This is a genomic window from Microcoleus sp. S13C4 (assembly GCF_036700865.1).
Lineage (GTDB): Bacteria > Cyanobacteriota > Cyanobacteriia > Cyanobacteriales > Microcoleaceae > Microcoleus.
Genome location: NZ_JAUBPS010000101.1, coordinates 15,680 through 19,515, shown reverse-complemented (window position 1 = coordinate 19,515; position 3,836 = coordinate 15,680). Strand labels below are relative to the sequence as shown.

Here is a 3,836-nt window from a genome sequence, read left to right as displayed (position 1 = left end):
TTCTCAACCAGAATCCGAACTGATTTTAGATACGTCAAAGTCGCTAGAGCGTTCTCAACCAGAATCCGAACTGATTTTAGATACGTCAAAGTCGATCGAGCGTTCTCAACCAGAATCCGAACTGATTTTAGATACGCCAAAGTCGCTAGAACATCCTCAACCAGAATCCGAACTGATTTTAGATACGCCAAAGTCGCTAGAACATTCTCAACCAGAATCCGAACTGATTTTAGATACGCCAAAGTCGCTAGAACATTCTCAACCAGAATCCGAACTGATTTTAGATACGCCAAAGTCGCTAGAGCGTTCTCAACCAGAATCCGAACTGATTTTAGATACGCCAAAGTCGCTAGAGCGTTCTCAACCAGAATCCGAACTGATTTTAGATACGCCAAAGTCGCTAGAACACCCTCAACCAGAATCCGAACCACTGGTAAAAAATCGGCCACTTAAAAAAAAGCCACAACCGAGTAGCGATTCTCGACCAGAAGATCCCCCTGTTACCAAAAAGCGACAAATAGAAAGAAAAAAACAGGATAGCGACGACAGCCAAAAACCACCCGCAGGCGACTCAGAATGAACCAATTACCAATGGCCAATTACCCATTCCCAATTTCTAAAGGTTAGTAATGATTAGTAATATTGTCGCAATTTACCGCAAAGAACTACAAAGCTATTTTGCCTCGCCATTAGCCTATGCCATCGCCGCAGTCTTTTGGCTAATCACCGGCTACTTTTTAATCGCCATCCTCCTCGCCCCCGACGGGCTAATTCCCCAAATTGGTCAGCGAGACCAAATGGGAATTACCGAACCTCCCATCGACGTAGCCTACGAATTCCTGCAACTCTTCCTGCGAATAATGGGTTCCCTTTCGTTGTTCGTATTACCCGCACTCTCAATGGGACTTTACGCAGAAGAACGCAAACGTGGAACCTTAGAACTATTAGCCACATCGCCCTTAACAAACTGGGCCGTTGCTACCGGCAAACTCCTCGGTGTTTTAACATTTTATACCACAATGTTGCTGCCCCTGCTGTTCTGCGAGGCGATCGCCCTCAGTTCCTCAACCCCACCCGTACCCCCCGGAGTTCTTCTGCTAGGACACGGCGGCTTAATCTTACTAGCAGCAGGAGTATTGTCCCTCGGAATGTTTATTTCCTCCCTCACCGACAGCACAATTTTATCCGCCATTCTCACCTTCACTCTAGTATTATTTCTCTGGGTGATCGATGCAGCCGCCGTCGGTATCGGTGGCCCCTTCGGAACAGCATTAGGACATTTATCGCTCCTAACAAATTACACCAATCTTGTCAAGGGAGTTTTCGATACCAGCAGTTTAATTATGTTTGCCAGTTACATCATTTTAGGAGTATTTCTGACCGCCCAATCCATCGATGCCTTGCGATATCAGCGTTCTTAAAAACATTAGGAAATGCAGAGACAGAGAAGGTTATTTTTGCCGAAGTAAAAACCAGTAAAGAGCCAAGGGAAGGTTATTCTTTCCCTCCTGTGAATCATTCTACCAAATACCTCAAACAATGAGATTTATCAATCCAAAAATCGACTTTGCGTTCAAAAAAATATTCGGATCCAGCGACAGCAAAGACATCCTGATTAATTTTTTAAACGCCATCCTTTATGAAGCACAGCCGATCATCGAAGACTTAGAAATAATCGACTCGCAACCCGAAAATCAAACTCTTGCAACCCAAGATACACACCTAGATGTCAAAGCTACAATTAACGGCGGCAGAATCGCCCTCGTTGAAATTCAAGTGATCAACGTGCCTTCCTTCGGGAACAGGGTTTTGTACAATGCTGCCAAAAGCTACAGCCAGCAATTAACCGGAAAAGAACGCTACGAAAGACTAAAAACAGTAATTTCCTTGAAAATTGCCGACTTTGAAATGTTTGAAAATCAGCCCGACTTTATGTCGCGGTTTGTTTTCCAAGAAAAAGAGCAACAGTTTGAGTCTCCAGATACTGAAATAGAATTAGTATTTATCGAACTGCCCAAGTTTAGCAAGGAATTAGCAGAATTAGAAACAACCGCCGACAAATGGATTTACTTTCTAAATAACACCAGTAATTTGGAGACAGTACCAGAAACACTGAGTGCAGTTCCCGAACTTCAGAAAGCTTTGATAATTGCCAACGAGGACAACTTCACTCAACAAGAATTAAATGAATTGCAGAAGCAAGAACTGTGGATTGAAGACCAGCAGATTGCCATAGATGTAGCAAGAGAACAGGTGACAAAAGCCGCTCAACTTTCGTTAATATTGCGTCAGCTAGTGAAGCGCTTAGGCACAATACAACCGGAAACTGAAAACTGCATCCGTCAATTAGGCGTAGAGGAATTAGAAGCACTAGGAGATGCCGTAATCGATTTCAACAATTCGTCAGATTTAACAGCATGGTTGCAGGCTAATGCGATATAGAATAACATCCTCGCACCGGAATTTTCTCACTCAATATTTACCTTATGAAAATTAGCAAAACAAATTGGAAATATGTTTTTTTGCTGGGCCCCCTCCTCATCGCAGCGGGGGTAACAGCAGCACTTGTATCCGGAGTATGGGACCCCCTGACAGTCGGTTTAGTTATTGCCGGAGCAGTGACGATCGCACTTTGGCTGTTATATTTGAGTTACGAACAAAGCTTTTGGGGGCAGCGTTCCACTCAAGCCAGCACCAACGCCCTAATTGCTACCCTCGCCGTCTTTGTGATTCTCGGAGTAATTAACTTCATAGCCGTTCGCTATCCCGTCCGCATCGACTTAACCGAAAGCCAACAATTTACCCTCGCCCCGCAGACTCAACAAATACTGCGAAACCTGCAACAAACAGTCAAAGTTTGGGTATTTGACCCCATCCAAAACCCCCAAATTAAAGAATTGCTGCAAAATTACAAACGCGAGGGAGGCGAAAAGTTTCAATTCGAGTTTGTAGACCCGCAGGCCCAACCGGGAAAAGCGCGGGAATTTAGCATTACCAGCATCGGAGAAGTTTACCTGCAATCCGGCGACAAAAAACAGGTACTGCAAAAAGGTGGCACTGCTTTTGGTAGCGACCCGAATCAAGGTCTTTCAGAGATAAAACTTACCAATGGCTTAGAAGAAATCCTGAGCACTCGCGTTGCTACAGTTTACTTTTTGCAAGGCAAAGGAGCCCGCCCGCTAAAGGAAGGTCAAGGCGGAATACAGCAAGCTGAAAAAGCTCTCAAAGATAAATACTACAACGCCCAAACACTGAATTTGACCGAACGCAAAGAAGTGCCAGAAGATGCAGATGCTTTAATCGTTCCTGGGCAGGACAAACCGTTTTCTGATACAGAAATTAAAGCACTAAAAGCTTATCTCGATCGCGGCGGCAGTTTATTTTTAATGGTAGACCCGGCAATTAATACGGGATTGGATAAAATGCTGCAAGAATGGGGCGTCAAACTCGACACCCGTTTGGCCATCGATGCTTCGGGCACTGGTCAAAGATTTGGACTCGGCCCCACGGTTCCCACAGTCAGGCGCTACGGCGAACATCCGATTACTCAAAGTTTTGGCAACGGTATTTCATTTTATCCGTTTGCGCGTGCTTTGGAAATCTCGCCAGTAGAAGGGATAGAGGAAAAACCGCTGATTTGGACGAGTCAGGAAAGTTGGGCTGAAAGCGATTTGACGACGAGGAAATTGGAGTTTGATCAGAAGACCGATCGACAAGGCCCGCTATTATTAGGTGTAGCTTTAGTTCGATCGTCTACTGACAGCACTCCCTTAAAGCCCTCACCCTCACCAACACCAACTTCGCCCTCGCCTTCACCCCAAGCATCACCGACAACT

General features: G+C 45.1%; 3 protein-coding genes and 1 pseudogene. All 4 read left to right on the top strand.

What is annotated here, in order from left to right; translation table 11 throughout:
* Positions 1 to 580, top strand: a pseudogene (locus QT996_RS26380) (ATP-binding cassette domain-containing protein); the annotation flags it as partial.
* Positions 581 to 629: 49 nt separating this feature from the next.
* A complete protein-coding gene (locus QT996_RS26375; RefSeq protein ID WP_333050258.1) occupies positions 630 to 1,421 on the top strand; it encodes an ABC transporter permease in 792 nt (263 codons plus the stop codon).
* A 118-nt stretch (positions 1,422 to 1,539) separates the two neighbouring features.
* On the top strand, positions 1,540 to 2,442 hold the full coding sequence (locus QT996_RS26370) for an Rpn family recombination-promoting nuclease/putative transposase (RefSeq protein ID WP_333050257.1): 903 nt from the start codon (positions 1,540 to 1,542) through the stop codon (positions 2,440 to 2,442).
* 44 nt (positions 2,443 to 2,486) lie between these two features.
* The coding region (locus QT996_RS26365; RefSeq protein WP_333050256.1) for a Gldg family protein at positions 2,487 to 3,836 on the top strand (1,350 nt) is incomplete at its 3' end.